We start from the raw sequence: 25027 nt of genomic DNA, 5'->3' as shown, positions 1-25027 counted from the left end.
GCGTCGGTTGAGCGAGGGGGAGGGGGCGCTGCCCCCTCTTGGCCTGACGGCCAATTCACCCCGGGAGTATTTTTACAGAGAAGAAACAGGGGCTTGGATGGCGGACGTCCGGGTAAAGATCTGTGGTCTGACGCGGCCCGGGGACATGGAGATGGTTGCCGGGGCGGGCGCGAGCTATGCCGGGCTGGTGTTCTTTGCCAAGAGCCCGCGCAATGTGACACCGGAGGTGGCGCGCGCTCTGGCGCTGGAGGCGCCGGTGGGGCTTGCCAAGGTGGGTCTCATGGTGAACCCGACGGATGAGTTTCTGGACGAGGTCATGCGGCTGGTGCCCCTCGACATGGTGCAGCTGCATGGTGCCGAGACGCCGGAACGGGTGGCGGAGGTGCGCGCGCGCTGGGGGCTGCCGGTGATGAAGGCGGTGGGCGTGGGGGCGGCCGAAGATCTGGAAAAACTGGCGGTTTATCAGCAGGTTGCCGATCAGATCCTGGTGGATGCCAAGCCGCCGAAGGGGGCGGACCTGCCGGGCGGAAACGGGCTGGCCTTTGACTGGAAGCTGATCGCCGGGCGGCGCTGGTCGCGGCCCTGGATGTTGGCGGGCGGGCTGACGCCCGAGAACGTGGGGCTGGCCGTTGCGATGACCGGCACGGCGCAGGTGGATGTTTCCTCGGGGGTCGAAAGCGCGCCGGGGATCAAGGACTTGGGCAAGGTCCGCGCCTTTGTCGAGGCGGCGAAAGTGGCCGAGGCGGCGCCCCGGCTCTAGCCCGCTGGTTTGTACAAAACGTACGTTTTGTACGGCGTTTCCAGCATTTTGTACAAAGGGGTAAGGTCGTGTTAACCGCCACCGTCACAGCCAGGCCGTGCGCCCCGATCCGACCGCCTCGGCCACGGAGCCGAAGCCGTCGCGTTGCAGCAATCCGTCCAGCCCCTCGGCGATCTCCTGCACCAGGCTGAGGCCGCCGAAGACGAGCGCGGTGTAGAGCTGCACGACGCTGGCGCCGGCGCGGATCTTTTCATAGGCCTGTTCGGCGGAGCCGATGCCGCCGACACCGACCAGTGGCAACTTGGCCCCGGTCAGGTCCGAGAGGCGGGCCAGTACGCGGGTCGAGCGATCGAAAAGCGGTTGGCCGGAGAGACCGCCGGCCTCTGACGCATGGCGGGACCGCAGCCCGGCGCGCGACAGGGTGGTGTTGGTGGCGATGATCCCCGCGACGCCGGAGGAGAGCGCGACCTCGGCCACGTCGGCCAGTTCGGCATCATCCAGATCCGGCGCGATCTTGAGGAAGACCGGCACCGGGCGGGGCAGCGCGTCCCGAGCCTGCATCACGCCCGCCAGCAGCGCAGAGAGCGCCGCCTTGCCTTGCAGGTCGCGCAGTTTCTCCGTGTTCGGAGAACTGACGTTGACGGTGGCGAAATCGACGTCGGCGCCGCAGTGGCGCAGGACGCGGGCGAAATCGCCGGCGCGGTCCTCGCTGTCCTTGTTGGCGCCCAGGTTGAGGCCCAGCACGAGGTCGCGCGGGCGGCTTTTCAGTCGCGCGCCGATCGCCTCCATCCCGTCGTTGTTGAAGCCGAAGCGGTTGATCGCGGCGCGGTCCTCGGTCAGGCGAAATAGACGCGGGCGCGGGTTGCCGGGCTGGGGCCGGGGCGTGGCGGCGCCCACCTCGGCAAAGCCGAAACCCGCGCGCGCCAGGCCCCGCAGCGCGGTGGCGTTCTTGTCGAACCCGGCGGCCAGGCCGACCGGGTTGGTCAGGTCGAGCCCGGCCAGCGAACAGCGCAGCCGGTCGGAGGTGACGATGCCCGGTGCATGAGCCGCCCCGGCCTGCAACGCCTTGAGCGCAAGCCCGTGCGCGGTTTCCGGGTCGATCCGGTGCAGGGCGGCCAGGCCGAGCCGTTCCAGGGGGGTCATCAGACCATCTCCGCCGGAAAGACGTGGCCGTCGGCGCCCAGCGGCAGCGGTTTGTGCCAGCGCACGTCCGCAAGGCGCAGGGGCGCGTAGAGATGGGGGAAGAGGGCGTCGCCGCGCGAGACCTCCCATTTCAGGGCCTCGCCCAGGGCTTCGGCCTCGAGCGCAAGCAGGACCAGCCCCTCTTCGCCGGCGAAATGCTTGGCCGCGGTGCCGCGCGCCTGCTCGGCGGTGGAGAAATGCACAAAGCCGTCGGCCACGTCGATGGGCGCACCGGCGGTTTCGCCCTGTGCCCGCAGCGCCGCCCATTCGTCGGCCCGGAGGATCTTGTATATCAGCATGGGCGCAGTGATGCCGCGCGCCCCGGCAAGGGTCAAGCGGGCAGTCGGCCCGGGCCGCGCGGCAATTCAATGCAGGCCGTCATGCGCCTGTCACCGGCCGCGGGCTACCCATACGTCAGGCTTTGACTCCGGCCACGCGCCGGGGCAGGCTTTGCGCATTCAACAAAAAGACCTGACAGAGAGGTTTCCCCATGACGCGTACACTGATGAGCGGTGCCGCCGCGCTTGCCCTGATGGCGGGCAGCGCCGCCGCCGATTACACGCTGCACATCGTTCATATCAACGATCTGCACAGCCGCATCGAGCCGATCAACAAGTATGACTCGACCTGCGGCGCAGAGGACAATGCCGAAGGCAAGTGCTTTGGTGGCTACGCGCGTGTCGCCACCAAGATCGCCGAGTTGCGCGAACAGCTGGATGGAGAGAACCTTTTGGTTCTGGACGCCGGTGACCAGTACCAGGGGTCGCTCATGTACACGACGTACAAGGGCGACGTCGAAATCGAGATGATGAACAAGATCGGCTTTGACGCCATGGCCGTCGGGAACCACGAGTTCGACGACGGACCCGAGGGCCTGTTGAAGCTCATTGACGGCGTCACTTTCCCGGTGATTTCCGGCAATCTCGACGTGAGCCAGTCAAATGTGCTGGCAGGCAAGGTTGCGAACCATGTCGTTCTTGAGGTCGGTGGCGAAAGGATCGCCATCATCTCGGCCCTGGCGACGGATACGTCAGAGACATCGTCTCCGGGGGATGCGGTCATTTTCCAGGACGAGATCGACAGCTTGCAGGCCGATATCGACGCCCTGGAGGTCGACGGTGTCGACAAGATCATCGCCCTCACGCATGTCGGTGTCAGGAAAGACATGGAAATCGCCGAGAGCGTGACCGGGCTTGATGCCGTCGTGGGCGGGCATTCGCATACTCTGTTCTCGAACTCTGACGACGGGGCAATGGCATATCCGACAATGGTCGGGAATGTTCCGGTTGTTCAGGCCTATGCCTATTCCAAGTATGTCGGCCATCTGAAATTGACCTTCGACGATGCCGGCAAAGTCGTATCGGCCGAGGGTGACACCATCCTGCTGGACGCTTCGGTGGCAGAGGATCCGGAGATCGTCGACCGTGTGGCCGAGCTTGCCGGTCCGATCGAGGAGATGAAGACACGCGTCGTGGCCGAGGCCGCCGAGCCCATCGAGGGCAACCGCGACGTCTGTCGGGCGATGGAATGTTCGATGGGCAACCTGGTGGCGGATGCCATGCTGGACCGGGTCAAGGACCAGGGCATCGACGTGGCCATCGCCAACAGTGGCGGTCTGCGGGCCTCGATCGACGCGGGCGAGGTGACGATGGGCGAGGTGCTGACCGTGCTGCCGTTCCAGAACACGCTGTCGACCTTCCAGATCACCGGCGCGACTCTGGTCGAGGCGCTGGAAAACGGTGTCAGCCAGATCGAGGACGGCGCGGGCCGGTTCCCGCAGGTGGCGGGCATGACCTTCACCGTCGATCCCTCGGCCGAGCCGGGCAGCCGGATTTCCGACGTCATGGTCGGCGGTGCGCCGGTCGAGATGGACAAGGTTTATGGCGCGGTGTCGAACAACTACGTCCGCAACGGCGGTGACGGCTATGCGATGTTCAAGGACGCGGAAAACGCCTATGACTATGGTCCCGACCTTGCCGATGTGACCGCCGAATACCTGGCCGATCACGCACCCTATCAACCCTATACCGACGGACGCATCACCATGAAGTGACGCGCCCGATCAGGCGACAGGGAAGGCATGCGGGGTCACCCTCGCATGCCTTTTGCATTTGCGGGTTGGTCAGGGAATGGACAATGCGCGGCGGTAATAGGGGATGTTGACCACGGCGACGATCTCTTGTTGTCCGTCGAAGAGCGCGGCCAGGCCGGCGGCGGTTGCGTCCAGCGTGATCTCTCCGTCGAGCGGTTTGCCCATTGCGACGCTCATCGCGACATCGGCCATCTGTTCGTAGGTCTGCGTCACATGGAAATCGGTGTCTTCCGCAGAGAAGCCCTCGGAACTGCCGGTGCCCCAGCGGGGCGTGCCCAGGGTGTAGCTCAGGTCCAGGCTGATCTCTCCGCCAATCTCGGGGGCCACGGTCCAGCGCTCGGTTAACCGGCGCGGGCCATCGCTGCTGCCCGACAGGGTGCGGCTGCGGGTGACGCTGGCGGTATGGGTGCTGCCATAGCGGTTCGCTTCGGGATCGTCGGTATAGACCTTCAGGATGAACAGGCGCACGTCCTTGCTTTGGGGCGGCTTGCCCAGCCCAAGAAGCGCGGCGGTCGTCCGCTGGGCGGGCGTGGCGGGATTGCCCCCGGCGTCCAGAACGAGGTGCCCATCCAGAAATGACACCATCGCATTGGCCCCCTTGAACGGACCGGCAGGAAAGGGGACGGAGGCCCAGCCTTCCGGCATCGCGGCGTTCATCTTGTCCGGGGCGACCGTCAATCCCACCAAGACGCGGCTTTCGACCACGGACCCGATGGGGGTTTCAGCCGTTGCGGCAGTGGCGTTCAAAGTGAACAGGAACACACAGATCACTCTGCCCAGGCGGGCCAGCCAATGGGGCGTCATCATCCTCTCCTCCTTTGGATTGCGAGAGGATTTTACGATGATCCCGGATTTGGCGCCTTGATCTGGCCCCGCCGCCGCTACTCGGCCGCCAGCCCTTCGGTGAACTGCAACCGGGCGAGGCGCGCGTATAGCCCGCCCTCGGCCACCAGCGCGTCGTGGGTGCCGGTCGCAACCACGCGGCCCTTGTCCATGACCACGATGCGATCGGCCTTTTTCACCGTGGCCAGGCGGTGGGCGACGATGATCGTCGTGCGCCCTTCGGCCAGCAGGTCGACCGCCTGTTGCACCGCGCGTTCGCTTTCGGCGTCCAGCGCGCTGGTCGCCTCGTCCAGCAGCAGCACCGGCGCGTCGCGCAGGATGGCGCGGGCGATGGCGACGCGCTGTTTCTGGCCGCCCGAGAGCATCACGCCGCGCTCGCCCAGCCAGGTGTCGTAGCCGTCCGGCAGGGCGGCAAGGAAGTCATGCGCCGCCGCCGCCCTGGCCGCGGCCTCGACCTCGGCATCGCTGGCATCTGGGCGGCCAAAGCGGATGTTGTCGCGGGCCGAGGCGGCAAAGATCACAGGGTCCTGCGGCACCAGCGCCATCTGGCGGCGGAAATCGTGCCGGGCCATGTCCGTCAGGGCCACGCCGTCCAGCAGGATGCGGCCCTCTGCCGGGTCATAGAACCGCTGCAAGAGCTGGATGATCGTTGTCTTGCCCGCGCCCGAGGGGCCGACCAGCGCCACGGTTTCGCCCGGTGCGATGGTCAGATCGACCGCATCCAGCGCCGAGACGCCGGGGCGCGAGGGATAGGCGAAACTGACATGATCGAAGGTGATCTCTCCGCGCGCGGGATCGGGGGCGGGCAGGGGCGTGACGGGATCGCTGACGGTGTCCTCTGCCTGCAGCAGTTCGACCAGCCGCTCGGTGGCCCCGGCGGCGCGCTGTAGCTCTCCGAATACCTCGGACAATGCGCCGACGGCGCCCGCCACCATGACCGAGTAGATCACGAACTGGATCAGCGTGCCCGCGCTCATGCCGCCGGCGCGCACGTCCCAGGCACCGATCCAGAGCACGCCGACGATGCCGGTGAAGACCAGAAAGATCACGATCATCGTCATCGCGGCGCGGGTGGTGATGCGCTTGCGCGCGGCGTCAAAGCTTTTCTCGGTCACGTCGGCGAAGGTGCCGCGCGACTGGACCTCGTGGGTGTAGGCCTGCACCGTCTGCACCGCGCCCAGCGATTCCGAGGCATTGCCGGAAGAGGCGGCGATCCAGTCCTGGTTTTCGCGGCTGAGCTTGCGCACGCGGCGGCCCAGCACGAGGATCGGCACCACGATCACCGGCACGATCAGCAGGACAAGGCCGGTCAGCTTGGCCGAGGTGAAGAGCATCAGCACCAGCCCGCCAAGGAACAGCAGCGTGTTGCGCAGGGCGATGGAGATGGACGAGCCGATCACGGAGAGGATCAGCGTGGTGTCGGTGGTGATCCGCGACAGGACCTCGCCGGTCATGATCTTTTCGTAGAAGGCGGGCGAAAGGCCGATCACCTTGTCGAAGACCGCCTTGCGGATGTCGGCCACCACCCGTTCGCCCAGTCGCGTGACCAGCGCGTAGCGCAGCGCCGTTCCGACGGCCAGCAGCGCCGCGATGCCCAGCGCCGCGCCGAAATACTTGTCCAGCAGGGCGCCGTCCTCGGTATTGAAATTGTCCACCACCCGGCGCACGGCCAGCGGCAGGATCAGGGAGATCGTCGCGGTGGCGACCAGCGCGGCCAGCGCCGCCATCATCAGCACCCGGTAAGGTCGCATGAAGGGCCAGAGCGCGCGGAGAGACCCCAGCTTGCGCGACTTCTCACGCTCCTGCTCGCCGGTGCCCGGCTTGGTCTTGGCGGCCATGAGGTCTCCTTCCGTATCGCGCAGGGGGCGTTTTGCCATGCGAGGCGCGCGCGTCAAGCGCCGTCTTGACGCGGGGCGGACTGCGAAAGGGGAAGGATTGGAGCGGGCGACGGGAATCGAACCCGTATCTCTTGCTTGGAAGGCAAGGGTCTTACCATTACACAACGCCCGCTCGGCGGGGGCCTTGGTATGCGATCACGCGCGGGGGGTCAAGATCGTGCCGGCATGGAAATCGTCCCTTGCGGGGCTATTCCGCGGCGTCCCGCGGGCGCGGGCATTCGGCAAAGATCCGGGCCGGGCAGGTGTCGCAGACCTGCGGGTCGAGCAGGGGAAAGACCTCGGCGATGGCGTCGCGCTTGGACAGGTGGATGTGTTCGCGGGTCAGCGCCTTCATCACCTTGAACCGCGCCAGTTTCGAGATCGTGCGCGGGGTCTTGGTCTGCAGGTGGAACGAGCCGCCGTTGCGGTGGCGGCGCGCGGCTTCCTCGATCAGCAGGTCGGCGCCGGGCATGTCGATCTCTCCGATGCCCTTGACGATGAAGATCATGTGTTTCTGGCCCGGGCGGTCGATTTCGAACCGGCGAAAGGCGCGGCGCACATGTTCGACCGAGCCGAAGTAGAGCGGCCCGTCGAGCCGCGAGATCAGCAGTTGCGGGCATTCCGCCAGGTTGTTCTCGGCGGCGTTCTTGAACATGCGGGTCGGGGTGTCGGGATCGGGGGCGCCGACGCCGACAAAGGGTTTCGAGGTCTTTTTCAGGAACAGCGCCAGCGACAGAAGCACGCCGGCGTAGATCGCGAATTCGAGGTCGATGAGCAGTGCCGCGCCAAAGGTGACGCTGGCGATGGCGGTTTCCTCGGGCGAGGTGGTCAGGATGTGGCGGATCTCGGGCAGGTTCACCAGGCGGATGGCGACCAGCAGGATCACGCCCGCCATCGCGGGGATCGGCACATAGGCGAACCAGGGCGCGACAAGCAGCAGGATCAGGAACAGGAAGAGCGCGGCAAAGATCGCCGAAAGCGGGGTCTGCGCGCCGCTGTCGTAATTCACGCCCGACCGGGTGAAGGAGGCCGAGCCGGGGTAGCAGCGAAACAGGCTGCCGGCGATGTTGGACAGGCCCTGCGCCACGAACTCGCGGTTGCCGTCGATGGTCTGGCCGGATTTCAGCGCGATCGCGCGGGACACCGACATCGCCTCCAACAGGCCGACCAGCGCGATGGCGAAGGCGGCGGAGCCGTGGTCGCGGATGGTCTGCAAGGTGATGTCGGGCAGGGCAAACCCGGGCGCGACGCCCTCGATGGTGCCGATGGTGGCGAGGCCCGCGGCCTCTCCGCCCAGCAGGAAGCCGAGGATCGTCGCGGCAAGGAGCGCGATCAGGTAGTTGGGCAGCGCCGGGTTCAGCTTGCGCACGCCCATCCCGATGCCAAGCGCCGTGCCCGTGACCAGCAGCGCGCGCCAGTCGGTCCCGGGCAGGCGTTCGGCCAGGGCCAGGGCGAATTCCCCCAGCGCCTCGGGGCGGGGCAGGTCGATGCCCAGGGCCTTGTCGACCTGGCTGAGGGCAATCAGGATCGCGGCCCCGGTGACAAAGCCGGTCATCACCGAATGCGAGACGAAATCGACCAGCACGCCCATGCGGGCCAGCCCCAGGGCCAGCTGGATCACGCCGACCATCAGCGCCAGCGCGATGGCGGCCGAGATGAACTGCGGCGATCCCGGCGCCAGGCTGCCCGCCAGCGCCCCGAAGACCAGCGCCGAGATGGCTGTGGTCGGGCCGGAGACCGCGTGCCAGCTGGACCCGGTCAGCGCGGCGACGACGGGGGTGATCATCGCGGTATAAAAGCCGTATTCCGGCGGCAGTCCCGCGATGGCGGCAAAGGCCACCCCCTGCGGCAGCACCAGCGTCGCACCGGTCAGCCCGGCAAAGGCATCGGCGCGCAGGCTGGTGGGGGTGATCCGCGCCGTCCAATCCGGGCGCAGCGCGGAGAATGCTGCCGAGATGGCCCGTTCCGTCGCCGCCTTCATGCCGTTTCCTCCCGTTCGTGGTGCACGGCGGCTAGCGGGAAACGCGGCTTCGGGCTAGTGATCGAAAATTTCAGGGTATAAGTTTCGGGAATAGGGGAGGCAGCCCGGGGGAGGGGCCGCATGATCAAGATCCAGCATATCGAGATGCTGCTGGCCGTGGAACGCGCGGGCAGCATTCGCGCCGCGTCCAAGATGCTGGGCAAGACCCAGCCCGCGGTGACAAAGGCGCTGCGCCAGGCCGAGGCAGAGCTGGGGGCCGCGATCTTCAAGCGGGCGCCAAGCGGGGTGATCGTGACCGAGGACGGCAAGCCGATCCTGCGCCGGGCGCAAGTGATCCAGTCGGAACTGCGCAAGATGCAGGAAGAGGTGGACCAGCGGCGCGGGCTGGGCACCGGGCGGCTGAACGTGACCGTCTCGCCGCTGGCGGCGACGCGGCTGATCGGCGGGACGCTGAAACGGTTTCAGCGCCGGTTTCCCAACGTGCATGTGCAGATCAGCGGCGGGCACGAACCGATCGCCTTCGGGCCGGTGCGTGACGGGCAGGTGGATATCGTGATCGGGCCGGAACCGCAGGCGGCGGACGTGGCGGGCCTGAGCACGACATTCCTTGTCGAGACGCCGATCTCGGTGATCACCGGGCGCAATTCGCGCTGGGTCGGGGAAACCCGGCTGTCGGAACTGGCCAAGGGTGACTGGCTGATGATCGGGACACGTGCCCGGCTGCCCTTTCTGCGGCGCCATTTCACCAAGCTGGGACTGGAGCCGCCGGACCCCAAGGTGACATCGGATTCGATCTTCAGCGTGCTGTCGCTGATCGAGGAAAGCGACTACCTCTGCACCTATCCCGGCCGCATCCTGGAACAGACCGCCGCGCGCTGGCGAATCGCGGCGCTGGAGGTGGATCCGCCGCTGATCTCGGCCCGGATAGCGATCATCACCTCGTCAGAGCGTCCGCCGACGCCCGCGCTGCAATATTTCGTGGACTGCGTGCAGCAGGTGTCCAGCAACCTGTTCGGTTCGGGGGATGCCGAAAAGTTATAGCCATCAACATTCAGGGTCTCCCTGATGTGCCTTGCTGGCATTACTCCGCACTTGTCCGGGGTGTGCCATTGTCCCCGGCAAGGGAGGAGGAGGCACGATGAATATCCTGTTCATCATGTATGACCAGTTGCGGTTCGATTACCTGAGCTGCGCCGGGCATCCGCATCTGCATACGCCGAACTTTGACCGGGTCGCCGCGCGCGGCGTGCGGTTCACGAATGCCTATGTGCAATCGCCGATCTGCGGTGCCTCCCGGATGAGTTTCTACACCGGGCGCTATGTCTCGTCCCACGGCGCGCAGTGGAACGGTTTTCCGCTGCGGGTGGGAGAGGTCACGCTGGGCGATCACCTGCGGGCGCTGGGCATGGATTGCTGGCTGTTGGGCAAGACCCACATGAAGGCGGATGCCAAGGGCATGGAGCGGCTGGGCCTTGCGCCCGACAGCCAGATCGGCGCGCGGCAGGCGGATTGCGGGTTCGATGCCTGGGCGCGGGATGACGGGCTGTGGGGATCGGGTCCGGACGGGGACTATGACCAGAAACGCTCTCCCTACAACGAGTATCTCAAGAGCAAGGGTTATGATGGCGACAACCCCTGGGCCGACTACGCCAACGCGGGCGTCGACGATGGCCAGATCGCCAGCGGCTGGATGCTGATGAACGCCGACAAGCCGGCCAATATTCGCGAAGAGGACAGCGAGACGCCCTGGCTGACCTCGGAGACGATCCGCTTTGTCGACCAGGCAAAGGGGCCGTGGTGTGCGCATGTGAGCTTTATCAAGCCGCACTGGCCCTACATCGTGCCCGCGCCCTATCACGACATGTACGGTCACAACCAGATCCAGCCGCCCCTGCGGCACCCGGCCGAACTGGATGATCCGCACCCGGTTCTGGGCGCCTATCACGACGCCCGCGTGGCGCAGGCGTTCCAGCGCGACGAGGTGCGCGAAAAGGTGATCCCGGCCTACATGGGCCTGATCAAGCAATGCGACGACCAGCTGGGCCGCCTGCTGGACCATCTTGAGGCAACGGGACAGATGGACGACACGATGATCGTCCTGACCTCGGACCACGGCGATTACCTGGGCGATCACTGGCTGGGGGAAAAGGATTTCTTCCACGAGGCCTCGGTCAAGATCCCGATGATCATCTGCGATCCGCGCGCCGATGCCGACGCGACGCGGGGGACGACCTGCGATGCGCTGGTCGAGGGCATCGACCTGGCCGCCACCTTTGTCGAGGCGGCGGGCGGCACGGTGCCGGACCACATCATCGAGGGCCGTTCGCTGATGCCCTGGCTGCGGGGAGAGACACCGCAGGACTGGCGCGACTTCGTCATCAGCGAGTATGATTATTCCGTCACGCCGCGCGCCGACGCGCTGGGCGTCCAGCCCCGCGACGCGCGCATGATGATGGTCTTTGACGGACGCTGGAAGCTGATCCACTTCGAGGGCGGTTTCAGGCCGATGCTGTTCGACCTGGAGACCGACCCGCAGGAATTCACCGACCTGGGCGACGATCCCGCGTACCAGGCCCAGGTCGACCGCATGTACGATTGTCTGGGGCAATGGGGGCGCCGCATGGCGCAGCGCGTGACCATGTCGGATGACGACGTGCGCGCGGCGCGCGGCCGGTCCATGCGGCGGGGCATCCTGCCCTTCCTGGCCGATGGCAGCGAGGTCCCGGCGGACCTGACCGTGAAATATCGCGGCCCAGCCCGCCAGGTCCATGCAAAGACACCTATGGCGAAGGAGGAGAGCCATGACGTCTGAAGATACGGAAGCGCCCGCGCCCGATCGCGGCGGCGCCCTGTTCGACAAGCACCTGGCCGACGTGGTCGCCATGGCGTTTTCCCTGGTCATCGTGATCTATGCCGCGTCCGGCCCGATCAGCGAATTCGTGCGCTGGTTCATCGAGGCGACGACCCCGGCCTTCGACGAGATGAGCCGCCGCGACCAGCGGGTGTTCCTGCGCGAACACTGGCTGGGGGCGGCCTATCGCGGTTTCGAACAATCGTTCCTGCTGCCGACCGGCCTGATCATCGGCCTGCCCATCGTGATGAGCTTTGCCATCACGCTGTTGACGCTGCACCGCAAGCCGGGCCAGCGGGCGATCAACTGGGGGCTGACGCTGCTGGCGGTCATGGCCTTCACCAGCTGGATCATCGCCATCTTTGCCTCTGACGCGGGCGCCTTGCCGGTGGCGCGGCCCATCGACTTCGTGATGTTCCCGCTGGCCACGGCGATCACGCTTTACCTGACGTGGCGGCTCTTCGGTGGCTTTATCGTCGCCTTCTGCCTGTTCTGGGTGATTTATTTCTTTGCCAAGGGCTGGCTTCCGGAATGGACCGGCATCCTGGCCGGGTCCGAGTCGTCGATGGGACAGAACCTGCGCCAGATGGTGCTGCAGTTCTGGGCCCAGACCGGGGGCATGTTCGGCCAGCCGATCCAGGTGGTGACGGGCAACGTGCTGATCTTCATCGTCTTTGGTGCCGTGCTCATGGCCTCGGGGGCGGGGGATCTGCTGATGAAGATCGCCAACCGACTGACCGGCGGGCTGATCGGCGGCGCGGCGCATGCCTCTGTCGCCTCTTCGGCATTGTTCGGCACGCTGAGCGGTGCGGCGATTTCCAACGTGGTGTCCACGGGGGTCATGACCATCCCGGTGATCCGCAAGGCGGGGTTCAAACCGGCCTTTGCCGGTGCCGTCGAGGCCGCCGCCTCGACCGGCGGGCAGATCATGCCGCCGGTCATGGGGGTCGTGGCCTTTTTCGTCGCCGGCCAGATCGGGCTGGAGTACCGCTATATCGTGGTCGCCGCGATCCTGCCCGCCGCGTTCTATTACCTGGGCACTTTCCTGGCGGTCTACTTCGAGGCCCGCAAGCGGGGCGTCGGTGCGCTGCCGCCCGAGGCGCGGCCGAAGCTGACGCGCGGGGAATGGGTGCAATGCCTGGTCTTCGTGCTGCCGCTGGGGACGCTGTCCTACTTCCTCTTCGCGCAACCCTCGGTGCCCAAGGCCGGGTTCTACGGGCTGGTGGTCGCGGTGGTTTCTGCCGCCGTGCTGTTCCGAGAGTTCCGCTCGGCCAGCCGTATCTGGCACGCCTTTGTCGATGCGGGCCGCATGGCCGCGTCGATCGTGGTGATCGTGACCGCCATCGGCCTGATCGTCGGTCTGATCCAGACCTCGGGCTTTTCCGGGCGGCTGTCGCAACTGCTGGCCGAGGCCGCAAGCGGGCCGCTGCCGCTGGTGCTGGTCGTGGTGGCCTTTGGCGCGATCATCCTGGGGATGGGGCTGCCGCCGGGGGCGACCTATTTCATCATCGTGATCGCGCTCAGCTCGGGCATCGACACGGTGGGCATCGCGCCGTTGACGCTGCACCTGTTCGTCGTCTTCTTTGCCATGATGTCGACGGTGACGCCACCGGTGGCCCTGGCCGCCTTTGCCGCCGCCCCCATCGCCGGGGCGGACCCGATCAAGACCGGGTTCGAGGCGGCGAAGATCGCCCTGGCGGGCTTCCTGATCCCCTTCGTCTTTGTCTATCACCCGGCGGTCCTCTACAAACTGCAGGTGGTATTCGAGTGGTTCGGCGAGGATCCGGTCAATTCCCGCGCGATGATCGACATCGCCACGGTCACATGGTTCGAGTTCTTCTGGATCATTGCCGCCTTCGTCCTGGCGATGTGGCTGATCGCCTCGGCGCTGGCGGGCTATGACCGGACCCGGATCACACCCGCGGAACGCGTCCTGCGGCTTGCCCTGGGTGGCGCGGCCCTGCTGCCGCAGATGGCCATAGCCGGTCCGGCGGCGGCGCTGGGGCTTGCGCTTCTCTTCATCAGTCCGCGCCTGGCCGGTCGGCCCGGCGCGGCCACCACATGACATTCGCACCGAACAGGGAGGAAATCCGATGCGACACCTGACACTTGCGGCCACTGCGGCCCTGACCGTCTCTGCCACCGCCGGCCTTGCGCAGGAGACGCTGAAAATGGCCACGATCGAACCCAGCCTGGGCCAGGCGATCACCATGGCGACCTTTGCCAATGTGGTGAACGGGACGCTTTCCGACATCCAGATCGAGGTCGCCGGGGGCGGGGCCGCCACCCTGCACCAGATCGAGACCGCGCGCGGCAACCTGGACATGTACATGGTGTCGCCGACGATCTACAACTTCATCTCGACCGGCAAGGCGATGTACGCCAACCAGCCCGACGCCGCCGAGGTGTCGGAAAACCTGGCGCTGCTGATGTGGTTCCCCTACGGCCAGTACCACTATGCCGTGCGTGGCGACAGCGACATCGAGTATCTCGACGACATCGAGGGCGCGACCGTCTTTCTTGGCCCCGCGGGGGGCGGCGCCTTCAACGCGGCCAAGGGCTGGATCGAGGCCACAACAGGATTGATCGCTGGCGAGGACTACGAGGCGATCACCGCCAACTGGGCGACCGGGTTCCAGTCTTTCCTGGACGGCAAGATCGACATGTACGTCAACGGCTGCATCGACCCCTGCCAGCAGTTCATCCAGTTCACCGAGACCGAGAGCCTTCGCTTTATCGGGCCGGAGGATCACACCGGCGAGGCGGTTGACAAGTACCTGGGCAATTTCCGCTACCTGGCCGAGATCCCGGCGGGCATCTACGGCAACCAGGTCAACGACGGGCCGGTGATGTCGAACGATACCGCCGTGGGCATCGGGCTGCGCGCGGACCTCGATGAGGAAACCGTCTACCAGGTGACTAAGGCCTTTTGGGACAACGTGGACAGCATCACCTCTGACGCGCCTTGGGCCAAGGCGCTGAGCATCGAGTTCGCGGTGCAATCGCTGGCCGGGATGCCGCTGCACCCGGGCGCAGAGCGCTACTACCGCGAGGTCGGCGCGCTGAAATGAGGATCGGGGCCGGGGCTGCAATGCCTCGGCCTTTCGTTCGCAAGCACTCTGGAGACCGGCCATGTTCATCCGCCGCACCACCTATCGCCTGACGCCCGAAACCGATCAGCCCGTCTTCGAGCGCGAGATGCGCGACAGCATCCGCCCGCATGAGATCGAGGGCCTGATCAGCACCGCGCATGTGCCCAACGACGATGGCAGCTGGACCGTCGTCGCGGTGTGGGAAACCAAGGTCGAGGCGATGGCCGCCGCGCCGCGCATCCGGGCAGAATGGGATCGCCGCGCTGGGCAGTTGGCCGCGCCGCCCGTGGTCGAGACGGCGGGCGTGAGTGTCTGGGAAGGCGCCTGAACGCCACGTCGGGCGACAGCCGCTTGCCTCTGGCCCCCGGTCCTGCATGACTGTGACGGCGAGCGCCCCATGTGGGTGGTCGACCGGATACGCTTGTGGAGGAGCCTTGCCATGAATTTCAGCATCTCGCCGGAGCTGGAGGACCTGAGGCGCCGTGTGGCGCGGTTTGTCGAGGACAGGCTGCTGCCGCTGGAGGCGGACCGCGCCAATTACGATGCGCATGAAAACATCGCCCTTGAGGTGCTGGACCGCGAACGCGCCGCGGCGCGCGAGGCGGGGCTGTGGTGCCTGCAGATGCCGCGCGCGCTGGGCGGCGGCGGGCTGGGCAAGGCCGGGATGGCCGTTGTCTACGAAGAGATGAACCGCTCGATCTTTGGCCCGGTGGTGTTCAATTCCGCCGCGCCGGACGATGGCAACATGATGGTGCTGGGTGCGCTGGGGACCGAGGCGCAGCGCGAGCGCTGGCTGATGCCGATCATGTCGGGGGCGGTGCGCTCGGCCTTTGCCATGACCGAGCCGCACCCCGGCGGCGGGTCCGATCCGGGGATGATGCAGACGCGGGCGGAAAGGCGCGGCGACCGGTATGTCGTGACCGGGCGCAAGTGGTTCATCACCGGCGCGGCGGAGGCGGCGCATTTCATCCTGGTGGCGCGGACATCCGACGATGCGCGGCGCGGGCACACGGCTTTCCTGTTCCATCGCGACGATCCCGGCTGGCGGATCGAGCGCCGCATTCCGATCATGGGGCCGGAGGAACATGGCGGCCACTGTGAGCTGGTCTTTGACGGGCTGGAGATCCCGGCCGAGAACGTGCTGCTGGAGGAAGGGCGCGGCATGAAGGTCACGCAGACGCGGCTGGGCCCCGCGCGGCTGACCCACTGCATGCGCTGGCTGGGCCTGGCCAAGCGATGCATGGAGATCGCGACGGAGTATGCCGAGGTGCGCGAGGGGTTCGGCCAGCGGCTGATCGAACGCGAGAGCGTGGCGCAGATGCTGGGCGACATCGCCATGCGGATCGAGGTGGGCCGCCTGCTGGTAATGAAGGCCGCGCAGGAGATCGACCGGGGCGGGTTCGCGCGCAAGGAGATCTCGATGGCCAAGATCCAGGTGGCGAACGTGCTGCACGATGCCGCCGACGTGGCGATCCAGATCAACGGTGCGCGGGGCTATTCCAAGGACACGGTGCTGGAATGGATCTATCGCTATGCCCGGCAGGCGCGGCTGGTCGACGGCGCGGACGAGGTGCACCGCATGGTCCTGAGCCGCGAGTTGCGCAGCGAGGGGCGTGATTTCTGGCGCTGGGACGTCGCCGCGGAGGCGGAATGAGCGAGACGGATTTCGACCCGGCCCGCCTGCAGGCGGCGCTGGACGCGCACATGGGGACGGCGCCCGTCACGGAACTGACCCGGATTTCGGGCGGGCAGTCGAACCCGACCTATTTCGTAACCCACGGCGGGCGCCGCATGGTGCTGCGCAAGCAGCCCAACGGCGAGATCCTGAAAGGCGCCCATGCCATCGACAGGGAATACCGGGTCATGCAGGCGCTGGGTCCGGCCGGCGTGCCGGTGCCCAGGGCGGTGCTGTTCCACGACGATCCGGCGGCGCTGGGCACGCCATTTTACCTGATGGAGCGGCTGAAGGGCCGGGTGTTCGAGGACTGCAGCCTGCCGGAGGTCGACCCGGACGAGCGGCGGCAGATCTACCTGGGCATGGCGGATGCGCTGGCGACCCTGCATTCGGTCGACCCCGAGGACATCGGGCTGGGCGACTACGGCAAACCGGGGAACTACTTTGCCCGGCAGGTCGGACGCTGGACGAAACAGCTGCATGGCTCCACCGGCGCGCCGATCCCGGAATTGCACCGCCTGTCGAACTGGTTGAACGCCAACCTGCCGGAGGATGACGGGCAGAGCCGCATCGCGCATGGCGATTTCCGGCTGGGCAACCTGATGTTCCACCCGTCCGAGCCGCGCGTGATCGCGATCCTCGACTGGGAGTTGTCGACGCTGGGGCATCCGCTGGCCGACCTTGGCTATTGCTGCATGACCTGGCACACCGCGCCGCGGGAATACGGCGGTATCCGGGGGCTGGACCTGGCGGCGCTGAACATCCCCACCAAGGAAGAGTTCGTTGCCCGGTACGAAGGACAGTCGCGATCCGGCCACCTGACGGATTTCCACGTCATCTTTTCGCTGTTCCGTTTCGGCGTGATCTTTGTCGGCATCGCCGACCGTGCCCGCGCCGGCACCGCGGCGGGCAGCAACGCCGATCAACTGGCCCCGCTGGCGCAGGCGCTGGGGCGGCGTGGGCTGGAGCTGTTGCCGGACTAGGGGCTCAGTCGAGCGAGACCAGCAGGCGCGCCACCCCGTCCTCGTCGTAGCGGGCGGCGGCCGAGGCGCCCGCGGGCAGGCGGTGGCAGGGGATTCCCAGGCGCTTTGTCACGGCCCGGCACTGCGCCTCGGGCCAGCTGTCGTCGCAGATCACATGGGTCATCAGCGCGGTCGGCGGCGTGTCCGCCCCCGCATCGCGCCGGAGCGGCGCGAGGATCGCCGCCACCTGGTCGGCAAGGTCGTGGTCCAGGGCCTCGGGATCCGTGCCGAGGCTGGGCAGGTAGACCTTGGGCACGCGGCGCGCGGCCACGGCGCGGCCCACACCCGCGGGTAGCAGGTTGGCCACGACGCTGGAATAGAGGCTGCCGGGCGGATAGCAGATCACGTCCGCCTGCTCGATCAGCTTGCGGTTCCGCTTGGGCAGGGGCACCTGCGCGGGGTCAAGTTCGGCCTTGCCGTCGCTGAGAAAGCAATGGGTGATGCGCGCGTCGACCGGGGCGACCTCCTTGCCGCTGATCCGGCGCTGGCCGATGATCCGGCGCCCGTCCGCAAGGTCGACGCCCAGGTGCAGGTTTTCGTCGACGATGGCGCGCACGGTGCCGCGCACGTCCACCATCTTGGACATCAGGAACAGCACGGGCTCCAGCGCGCGGCCGTTGCCGAGGTAGCCGCCCGCCAGGATCAGGTTGCCGATGCTGGCATTGCGATAGTCGAAGTCCGCGGGCACCTCGTCGGCGAAGCGGCGCAGCTGGATGCGGATCAACTGGCGCATCGGCTTGGCGATGGCGGTGATCAGCGGGTGCTTGCCCTGGACCATCCGCCCGACCTGGGCGCGCAGGTCATCTTGCGCGGCGTCCCTGGGCAGGCGGTGGCTGAACAGCGCGTAGACATCCGGCTGACCCAGCACCGATTCGTCGGCCAGCGCCATCAGGCGCGAGCGCAGGTCGCCCACAGCGGGCATGTCGAAAGCCCGGCGCAGCACCTGCGAACTGCCGCCGCTGTCGAAGGGCGTGATCAGGTGCATCGAGTTGAAACTATAGCGTTTCAGGCGCCGCGAAATGCCGTTCAACGCGCTGCCGCCGCTGAAGAACAGGATGCGCGGGCCGAGGTGCGGCGCGCTTTCGGCGCGGGCGACGCGCAGGTCATCGGGCAGGCGCGCCTCTCTTTCGACGTTGATCGCGGTCATTTCTTGTCCGTCTCTCCGAATTCTGCCCGATTCCGGCTTTGCATCCATGCCGCCGGCGGCCCATATGTCCGCATGGACAACGAAGACTTCATACGTCCGACGGTGCGCGCTGTCATCCGCAAGGGAAGCCTTGTGCTGGTGCAGGTCAAGCAGGCGGCCTCGGGGCAACGCTACCTGACCCTGCCGGGCGGCCGGCAGGAGGTGGGCGAGACGATGCAGCACGGCCTGATGCGTGAATGTCTCGAAGAGATCGGGGTGGCGCCGCAGGTCGGCGACGTGCGGCACGTCGCGGATGTCTTTCGCAAGCGGGCGGGGCGGCGGCGCCAGTTGCTGGAGGTGCTCTTCGACTGCACCGTGCCGGATACCTACGCGCCTGTCCTGGGCGCACGGCCGGACAAGCGGCAGGTGGCCACGATCTGGGCCGATCCCGCCCGACCAGAGGCGCCTTTCCTGCCGCGCTACGACCTGCCGCTGATGCGCGGCGATGCGCCGGTTCACCTTGGGAGGCTGGACTGTGCCACGCCCTGATCCGATCGGCGAGAACATGTCGTTCCTGCTGGCCGAGCTGGACGGCCAGCTGACAAGGCTGATCGCCTATTTCGACAATCCCCGGACCGAAACCGCGCTGCAACTGGTGCAGCGGGCGGGCTATTCGCACAACCTGTCGATGCGCGTGCGCAGGGCCTGCCTTGCGGGCATGATGCGCAGCAAGAAGGCCGAGGCGACCCAACTGCGCCTGCAGGGGATCGACACGATCGCGCGCAACCTCGACCTGATCTCGCGCCTGGGCCGGCGGGCGGTGGAACAGGCGGAACGGATCGACCGGCAGAAACTGTTGCGGGCCGATACCTATGGTCCGCCGCTGAAACGCGTGCGCAGGACCGTGGCCCGCATCAACGAGGCGCTGGAGGCGCGGGACAGCAAGCTGGCGGTCGAGATCGGGCAGGCCCGGACCGAGATGGGCACCTTTCACGATCAGCTGTTCCGGACCTACACCCGCGACATGCAGGGGGCCAAGCATACCGAGGACCTGGCCTATGGGCTGCTGTGCCTGAACGAGGTCACCCGCATGGGCGAGGCGTTGCAGACCATCTCCGAGGCGATCCTGTCGATCAACATCGGCCAGTCGGTACAGTTCGAACGCTATTTCACCCTGCGCAGCGTGCTGGCGGGCGTGGCACGGGACGAGGAGATCACCCTGCAACCGCTGGCCGAGACCCGGTCCGGTTCGGCCATATCCAGCGTCAACCTGCGCGGCGCCAAGGGCGAGACCGTCGCCGCCGTGTTCAAGGACGGAGACCGCCGCAAGGTCAAGGAAGAGCGCGTCGGGGTGAAAAGCTGGAACTCGGTCTATCCGGGGCTGGCGCCCGAGATCCTGTCCTACGAGAAAAGCGGCAAGTCCGCCGCCCTGCTGATCGAGCATCTCGAGGGCGAGACCTTCGAGGATATCGTCCTGGGCGCCACGGACGAGGCTTTGGCCGAGGCCCAGAAGGCGCTGCACAAGACCGTGCGCGACATCTGGCGCCAGACGCTGACCGGTGAGCCCGCCGAGATGAAGGCGATGGAGCAGCTGGCCAAGCGGTTGCCCGACGTGCACCGCCTGCACAGGCGCTTCGTGCCGGGGCCACAGGGGGTGAACGGCGTGACCGTGGCGGGGTTCGATGACCTTGTCACGGCGGCGGCAGAGCGCGAGGCGAAGATCGCGGCGCCGTTTTCCGTCTACATCCACGGGGATTTCAACCTCGACAACGTGATCTACGACGCGGTGGGCCGCAAGATCCGTTTCATCGACCTGCACCGCTCGCGCTACATGGATTACGTGCAGGACGTGTCGGTCTTCATGGTATCCAACTATCGCCTGCAGGTGCTGGACGCGGGCACGCGGGCGCGGATCGCACGAGTGGCCACCGACATGCACGCGATGGCGGCGAAATTCGCCCGCCGCCAGAAGGACCCGACCTTCGAATACCGCCTGGCGCTGGGGCTGGCACGGTCCTTTGCCAGTTCGACCCGCTTTGTCGTCGACGAGAAACACGCGCGGCGGATGCTGCTGCGCGCCCGCTACATCCTTGAATCCGCGCTGGCCGTGCCCGAGGGCAAGGAAGGGCGGTTCAGGCTGCCGATGAAGGAATTGTTCAGTGACTAGACGGATCGGGGTCATCGGAACCCCCGGAAAATGGTCGACAGAGGCCCTGGCCGACGCCTTCGAGGCGCGGACCGGCACGCGCCATGTGATCGACATGACACGCGCCTCGCTGGATCTGGATGCGGGGACGCTGACCTGCGACGGGCTGGACCTGTGTTCGCTGGACGGGCTGGTGCTGAAGAAAGTCGCCGAGGACTACAGCCCCGACGCGCTGGACCGGCTGGAAATGCTGCGCGTGGCCGAGGCCCGGGGTGTGCGCATCTTCAGCCCCGCCGAACGGGTGATCCGCCTGATGGACCGGCTGGCCTGCACCGTGACGCTGCGCGGCGCGGACATCCCCATGCCGCCCACCACCATCACCGAGGACGTGACAGCGGCCCGCGCCGCGCTGGACCGCTATGGCGCGGCGGTGTTCAAGCCGCTGTTTTCCACCAAGGCGCGCGGCATGGTCCTGCTGGACGCCGACGCGCCGGATGCGGATGCGCAGATCGCCGCCTTTAAATCCGCAAACCCTGTCATTTACATCCAGCAAAAGGCCGATCTGTCGGGACATGACCTGGGCATGGTGTTTTTGGACGGCGCCTATGTCTGCACCTATGCCCGCGTCAGCCAGACCGACAGCTGGAACACCACGATTCATTCGGGCGGAAAATATGCCGCCTACGACCCTTCGCCAGAGCTGATCGAACTGGGCCGGCGCGCGCAGGCGCCCTTTGGCCTGACCTTCACCACCGTCGATATCGCGCTGACGCCCGATGGCCCCATCGTCTTTGAGGTCTCGGCCTTTGGTGGTTACAGCGGGGCGTTGAAAGGCTGCGGCATCGACGCTGCCGCGCTGGTGGCCGATCATGTGTTGCAAGAGGTGTCCGCATGAGAACCGCCGAGGATGTGCTGGCGCAGATCGAGTTCGAGGCCGCCGGGACAGCGCCCTTTCACTTGGGGGTGGGGCATGTCGGTGTCACAGTGTTGGCGCCCGAGCCCTTGCGCGCGCCCCTGATGGCCTATTTCTCGGACGCATTGACGGAAACGCCCGGCGAGATCACGGTGCACCTGCTGCCGGGGCAGGGCCTGTCGCCCGCGCCTGAGTGGACCGACTGGCAGCGCGAACCGGGCAAGGCAGGGCGCAAGGATGCGATTCACGACCTGGCCGGTGCGCGCCTGATCCGCAAGGTTCGCAGCGGCGTGACCTTCTTGCAGGCGCCGGGCGTGGCCGTGGCGCTTGGCCCGCTGGCCGAGAATGAAAGCACCGTCATCAATTTCATCAACACGCAGATCCTGAATGCCTGCCTGCGCGAAGGTTGGCAGCTGTGCCATGCGGCGGCGGTGACGCGGGGCGCGCGTACGCTGGCGATCTCTGGCCTGTCGGGCGGCGGCAAGTCGACCTCGATCCTGCGAATGATGGACCTCGAGGGGATGTGCTTCCTCAGCAATGACCGGGTTCTGGTGCGCGCGGGTCGCCCGCCACGCGCGCTGGGCATCCCCAAGCAGCCGCGGATCAACCCGGGCACGATCCTGGGCAACCCGCGCCTGCGGGACATGCTTACCCCGGCCCGGCGGGCCGAACTGGAGGCGATGCCACAGGCGGATCTCTGGGCGCTGGAGGACAAGCACGACCTGATCATCGCCGATGTCTATGGCGATGATCGCCTGCGGTTCGAAGGCGCGCTGACCGATTTCTGGGTGCTGAACTGGGATCACGCCACGGATGCACCGACGCAGGTGGCAGAGGTCGCCCTCGCCGATCGGCCAGACCTTCTAGGCGCGATCATGAAAAGCCCCGGACCTTTCTACCAGCATCCCGACGGGCGTTTCGAACCGAACGGTGCCGCGCCCGATCCGTCCCCCTACCTTGAGGCGTTGCGCGGGGTGCGGGTCTGCGAGGTTTCGGGACGGGTGGATTTCGATGCGCTGGCGGCAGAGGGGCGGCAGCTCTTCGATGACTGAGCGCGCCTATGTCGCCGTCCTGCGCCACGGTGCCTATCACCAGCGCAAGGGTGTGCCTTCGGCCCGGCAGCCCTGGGCGCTGACCGATGAGGGCAGGGCGCAGGCCCGCGCGGGGGCGGATCTGCTGGCGGCGATGATTGCCGAGCACGGGCTGCGCCTGTCCCCCGTCGTCCATGCCTCGCGCCAGTTGCGGGCCTGGCAGACGGCGCGCGAACTGGTGACGCGGTTGGGGGAACTGGGACATGCGACCGAGAGCGTCGTGGAAACCCCGGCGCTGGCCGAGCGCGGGCTTGGCAGTGCCGCCAACCTGACGGTGGCGGAAATCGAGGCGGCGTTGCGCGACGATCCGCGCCATGATCCACCCCCGCCGGGCTGGAAATCGGACAGCGATTATTGCCTGCCGCTGGAAGGGGCCGAAAGCCTGATGATGGCCGGGCGGCGGGTGGCCGATCACCTGGCAGCCACGGCGCGCCCGGGCTGGCTGACCGTCCATGTCGGGCACGGGGCGTCCTTTCGCCATGCCTGTCATCACCTTGGTATCCTGGACCGGGCGGAAATCGCCCGGTTGTCGATGTTTCATGCCCGGCCGTCACTGATCTGTCATGATGGCGATGGTAGGTGGTCCCACTTGGCCGGAGCGTGGAAGATCAGGGAACCCGGGGGCGACCCCAAGGATTGACCCTCCTGAGTGCCCGGCCGTGGCAAGGGGGATCGGAAATTGGCGCAAATCCAGGACAATCTCGGTGGCGAGGCCATCCTGTTGCCGCAGGTCTTTGACGGCGATGCCTGCCTGCCGGACCTGCCCCGTACCGTCATTCCCTGGCCAGAGGCCGGGACGCAGCCGCAAATCGCCCGCTGCCTGGATCGCGCGCGGGCGCATGGCGGCTGGCGCTGGCCGGATCGGCCTGTCGTCTTCGTCTCTGACCCGCATGCGGATGCCGAGGGCTTTCTGCGCTCGCTGACCGCCGCCGGGGTGATCCATCGTGCGGGCGGGCGCATCGGGCTGACCGGGTTCGGCCAGCGGGCGCGGATCGTGCTGGGCGGGGACAGCCTGGACAAGGGGCCCAGCAACCTGGCCCTGCTGGATGCGATTGCCGCGTTGCACGGCACGGGGGCGGATGTTCATATCCTTGCCGGCAACCACGACCTGCGCATGCGCATGGCCGTGGCCGCCCTGCGCGGGCCAAGGTCCGCCCTGCGCGAACACCTGTTCGTCCGCATGGGCCGCAAGATCCTGCCCGCCCTGCGCGAGGTGCTGGAGCGGTTCGTCACCGACGAAGACCTCGATTCCCTGCCGAACGAGGCCACCTGCAAGGCGCGGCTCTTGCCGCGTGCGGACTGGGCGGATCGGTTCGAACGTGCGGCCCGGGCCGAGCTGCGCCCCAAGGTCATCGCCAAGGAAACCGCCAAGCTGGGCACCAAGCTTGAGAAATTCGATGCGGAATGCGCGCGGTCGGGCATGACCTGCCGCGAGATCCTCGCCGCGGCGCTGAAATGCCATCAGGTCTTTTTCGAACCGGGCGGCGCCTATGCATGGTTCTATGACAGCATGGACGTGGTGGCGCGCAGCGGGTCCTTGCTGTTCGTGCACGCCGGGCTCTGCGACAGCATGTGTGACCTGCTGGTGAACGAGGGGCCGGAGGCGGTCAACGCGCGGTATCGCGCGGCGGCAGAGGATGCCTCTCTGGGGTTCTATTTCGGCCCGCTGGCCAACCTTGTGCGGACCAAGTACCGCGCCTCGGACTGTGCGCTGACGGATCGCGGGGTTGAGGCGCTGCACCGTGCGGGCATTCACATGGTCGTCCAGGGGCACGTCAACAATCATGCCGGTCAGCGCCTGCTGGCCAAGCGCGGGCTGTTGCACCTTGAGGGGGACATCACGCTGGACCGGGCCTCGCGCGCGCAGGAAGGGCTTGAGGGCATCGGTGCGGGCGCGACCTTGATCTTTCCCTCCGGAGATGTGATCGGGCTAAGCCGTGACTATCCGTCGGCAAAGCACTTTGCCCCGGAACGCATGAGCTGAGACAGCGAAAGGGTCGGCATGAGCGATGAAAAAGGCCGTTTCTCGCATGAATCCCTGCAGGATGCGAAAACGATCAAGACCCTTCTGACCGCGTTGGCCAAGGGGTTTTCCAAGGGCGAGATGACGCTGGGGGACGAGGACGACGAACTGGTCCTGAAAACCGCCGGCCTGATGAACCTCCGCATCAAGGGCGAACGCCAGGACGGCCAGTGCGAAGTCAGCCTGCGGGTGACATGGGCCGATCCGGCCGAGCCTGCCACGCGCAAGGAAAAGCCCCGGATCGACAGCTGACGTCCCCCAACAGCCGGGCCGCGGTCATTCGCCTTGAATGGACAGGGATCCTCGTGAAGGATGGCGCCGAAGGAGCGACGCCGTCCGCAGGGCGCGCGCGA

The 25027-nt window shown here is 66.9% G+C and carries 22 protein-coding genes and 1 tRNA gene; 16 read left to right on the top strand and 7 right to left on the bottom strand.

The window, feature by feature from the left end; genetic code table 11:
* The first annotated feature begins 97 nt into the window (after positions 1–97).
* A complete protein-coding gene (locus ACQY5B_RS19630) occupies positions 98–760 on the top strand; it encodes a phosphoribosylanthranilate isomerase (protein ID WP_420327826.1) in 663 nt (220 codons plus the stop codon).
* An 84-nt stretch (positions 761–844) separates the two neighbouring features.
* Here the strand turns inward: ACQY5B_RS19630 and ACQY5B_RS19625 are convergent, their stop codons facing one another.
* Positions 845–1903 (bottom strand): quinone-dependent dihydroorotate dehydrogenase, encoded by a 1059-nt coding sequence (locus ACQY5B_RS19625; protein WP_420327827.1) that lies wholly within the window; start codon positions 1901–1903, stop codon positions 845–847.
* Complete coding sequence (locus ACQY5B_RS19620) at positions 1903–2241, bottom strand: DUF952 domain-containing protein (RefSeq protein WP_420327828.1); 339 nt, start codon at positions 2239–2241, stop codon at positions 1903–1905. Before ACQY5B_RS19620 ends, ACQY5B_RS19625 begins: the two co-directional genes overlap by 1 nt.
* Positions 2242–2432: 191 nt before the next feature.
* Between ACQY5B_RS19620 and ACQY5B_RS19615 the strand changes: the two genes are divergently transcribed.
* A complete protein-coding gene (locus tag ACQY5B_RS19615) occupies positions 2433–3995 on the top strand; it encodes a bifunctional metallophosphatase/5'-nucleotidase (protein WP_420327829.1) in 1563 nt (520 codons plus the stop codon).
* A 69-nt stretch (positions 3996–4064) separates the two neighbouring features.
* Here ACQY5B_RS19615 and ACQY5B_RS19610 read toward each other — a convergent pair whose 3' ends face one another.
* The 4 genes from ACQY5B_RS19610 to ACQY5B_RS19595 all read right to left on the bottom strand — a co-directional run bounded on the left by ACQY5B_RS19610 (position 4065) and on the right by ACQY5B_RS19595 (position 8735).
* Positions 4065–4841, bottom strand: a complete 777-nt coding sequence (locus ACQY5B_RS19610; protein WP_420327830.1) for a hypothetical protein — start codon at positions 4839–4841, stop codon at positions 4065–4067.
* Between the two features lie 74 nt (positions 4842–4915).
* A complete protein-coding gene (locus ACQY5B_RS19605; RefSeq protein WP_305969498.1) occupies positions 4916–6715 on the bottom strand; it encodes an ABC transporter transmembrane domain-containing protein in 1800 nt (599 codons plus the stop codon).
* Between the two features lie 98 nt (positions 6716–6813).
* A tRNA-Gly gene (locus ACQY5B_RS19600) sits at positions 6814–6887 on the bottom strand.
* A 75-nt stretch (positions 6888–6962) separates the two neighbouring features.
* A complete protein-coding gene (locus ACQY5B_RS19595) occupies positions 6963–8735 on the bottom strand; it encodes a SulP family inorganic anion transporter (protein WP_420327831.1) in 1773 nt (590 codons plus the stop codon).
* Positions 8736–8855: 120 nt separating this feature from the next.
* Between ACQY5B_RS19595 and ACQY5B_RS19590 the strand changes: the two genes are divergently transcribed.
* The 7 genes from ACQY5B_RS19590 (at position 8856) to ACQY5B_RS19560 (ending at position 17336) form a co-directional block, all read left to right on the top strand.
* Entirely contained in the window at positions 8856–9776 is a 921-nt protein-coding gene (locus ACQY5B_RS19590; RefSeq protein ID WP_305969428.1) for a LysR family transcriptional regulator, read from the top strand.
* A gap of 97 nt (positions 9777–9873) precedes the next feature.
* A complete protein-coding gene (locus tag ACQY5B_RS19585; RefSeq protein ID WP_420327832.1) occupies positions 9874–11547 on the top strand; it encodes a sulfatase-like hydrolase/transferase in 1674 nt (557 codons plus the stop codon).
* Positions 11537–13651 carry a TRAP transporter permease gene (locus ACQY5B_RS19580; RefSeq protein ID WP_420327833.1) on the top strand — a complete coding sequence of 705 codons (2115 nt, stop codon included), beginning with the start codon at positions 11537–11539 and terminating at the stop codon, positions 13649–13651. The genes ACQY5B_RS19585 and ACQY5B_RS19580 overlap by 11 nt, the downstream gene beginning before the upstream one ends.
* Before the next feature lie 28 nt (positions 13652–13679).
* Positions 13680–14657: a TAXI family TRAP transporter solute-binding subunit gene (locus ACQY5B_RS19575; RefSeq protein ID WP_420327834.1), complete on the top strand. Its 978-nt coding sequence runs from the start codon at positions 13680–13682 to the stop codon at positions 14655–14657.
* Positions 14658–14718: 61 nt separating this feature from the next.
* On the top strand, positions 14719–15006 hold the full coding sequence (locus ACQY5B_RS19570; RefSeq protein WP_420327835.1) for a hypothetical protein: 288 nt from the start codon (positions 14719–14721) through the stop codon (positions 15004–15006).
* Between the two features lie 111 nt (positions 15007–15117).
* Positions 15118–16332: an acyl-CoA dehydrogenase family protein gene (locus ACQY5B_RS19565; protein WP_420327836.1), complete on the top strand. Its 1215-nt coding sequence runs from the start codon at positions 15118–15120 to the stop codon at positions 16330–16332.
* Complete coding sequence (locus tag ACQY5B_RS19560; protein WP_420327837.1) at positions 16329–17336, top strand: phosphotransferase family protein; 1008 nt, start codon at positions 16329–16331, stop codon at positions 17334–17336. The genes ACQY5B_RS19565 and ACQY5B_RS19560 overlap by 4 nt, the downstream gene beginning before the upstream one ends.
* A gap of 4 nt (positions 17337–17340) precedes the next feature.
* On the opposite strand, the gene ACQY5B_RS19555 is transcribed toward ACQY5B_RS19560, so the two are convergent.
* Positions 17341–18522, bottom strand: a complete 1182-nt coding sequence (locus ACQY5B_RS19555) for a GAK system CofD-like protein (protein WP_420327838.1) — start codon at positions 18520–18522, stop codon at positions 17341–17343.
* A gap of 72 nt (positions 18523–18594) precedes the next feature.
* On the opposite strand from ACQY5B_RS19555, the gene ACQY5B_RS19550 reads away from it, so the two are divergent.
* From ACQY5B_RS19550 to ACQY5B_RS19520, 7 genes are read left to right on the top strand one after another with little or no spacing between them, the layout of a single operon-like run.
* A complete protein-coding gene (locus tag ACQY5B_RS19550) occupies positions 18595–19050 on the top strand; it encodes an NUDIX domain-containing protein (protein WP_420327839.1) in 456 nt (151 codons plus the stop codon).
* Positions 19037–20668 (top strand): aminoglycoside phosphotransferase family protein, encoded by a 1632-nt coding sequence (locus ACQY5B_RS19545; RefSeq protein ID WP_305969437.1) that lies wholly within the window; start codon positions 19037–19039, stop codon positions 20666–20668. The genes ACQY5B_RS19550 and ACQY5B_RS19545 overlap by 14 nt, the downstream gene beginning before the upstream one ends.
* Entirely contained in the window at positions 20661–21542 is an 882-nt protein-coding gene (locus ACQY5B_RS19540) for a GAK system ATP-grasp enzyme (RefSeq protein WP_420327840.1), read from the top strand. The genes ACQY5B_RS19545 and ACQY5B_RS19540 overlap by 8 nt, the downstream gene beginning before the upstream one ends.
* Complete coding sequence (locus tag ACQY5B_RS19535; protein WP_420327841.1) at positions 21539–22612, top strand: HprK-related kinase B; 1074 nt, start codon at positions 21539–21541, stop codon at positions 22610–22612. The genes ACQY5B_RS19540 and ACQY5B_RS19535 overlap by 4 nt, the downstream gene beginning before the upstream one ends.
* Positions 22605–23291: a histidine phosphatase family protein gene (locus tag ACQY5B_RS19530; RefSeq protein ID WP_420327842.1), complete on the top strand. Its 687-nt coding sequence runs from the start codon at positions 22605–22607 to the stop codon at positions 23289–23291. Before ACQY5B_RS19535 ends, ACQY5B_RS19530 begins: the two co-directional genes overlap by 8 nt.
* A gap of 39 nt (positions 23292–23330) precedes the next feature.
* A complete protein-coding gene (locus tag ACQY5B_RS19525) occupies positions 23331–24635 on the top strand; it encodes a metallophosphoesterase (protein WP_420327843.1) in 1305 nt (434 codons plus the stop codon).
* Between the two features lie 18 nt (positions 24636–24653).
* Positions 24654–24926: an amphi-Trp domain-containing protein gene (locus ACQY5B_RS19520; RefSeq protein WP_420327844.1), complete on the top strand. Its 273-nt coding sequence runs from the start codon at positions 24654–24656 to the stop codon at positions 24924–24926.
* Positions 24927–25027: the final 101 nt, after the last annotated feature.

The organism is Antarctobacter sp. (assembly GCF_965277915.1).
Classification (GTDB): domain Bacteria; phylum Pseudomonadota; class Alphaproteobacteria; order Rhodobacterales; family Rhodobacteraceae; genus Antarctobacter.
This window is presented reverse-complemented; position numbering and strand designations above follow the sequence as displayed.